This is a genomic window from Tepidiphilus succinatimandens (assembly GCF_006503695.1).
Lineage (GTDB): Bacteria > Pseudomonadota > Gammaproteobacteria > Burkholderiales > Rhodocyclaceae > Tepidiphilus > Tepidiphilus succinatimandens.
Map to the genome: position 1 here is coordinate 1 of NZ_SBIK01000041.1, position 514 is coordinate 514.

A 514-nucleotide genomic window follows, 5' to 3' on the forward strand; every position below is an offset into this window, starting at 1 on the left:
GCCAGACTATTCGCCTGACCGATTTCTTCCCCGCCGAAAGGGCTTTACAACCCGAAGGCCTTCTTCACCCACGCGGCATTGCTGGATCAGGCTTGCGCCCATTGTCCAAGATTCCCCACTGCTGCCTCCCGTAGGAGTCTGGGCCGTGTCTCAGTCCCAGTGTGGCGGATCGTCCTCTCAGACCCGCTACCGATCGTCGCCTTGGTGGGCCTTTACCCCACCAACTAGCCTAATCGGACATCGGCCGCTCCGAGAGCGCGAGGCCCGAAGGTCCCCCGCTTTGCTCTTCCGAGTTCATGCGGTATTAGCCAGCCTTTCGGCCGGTTATCCCCCTCTCCCGGGTACGTTCCGATGCATTACTCACCCGTTCGCCACTCGCCGGCACCCCGAAGGGCCCGCTGCCGTTCGACTTGCATGTGTAAGGCATGCCGCCAGCGTTCAATCTGAGCCAGGATCAAACTCTCAGGTTCAATCCAAAAACCTCGCACGCATCCTGCGATGCGCGTGCCAGCGC

The 514-nt window shown here is 61.3% G+C and carries 1 rRNA gene; it reads right to left on the bottom strand.

The features are described 5' to 3' along the window. Positions 1-470 (bottom strand): 16S ribosomal RNA (locus EPD82_RS11850); the annotation flags it as partial. Positions 471-514 lie beyond the last annotated feature (44 nt).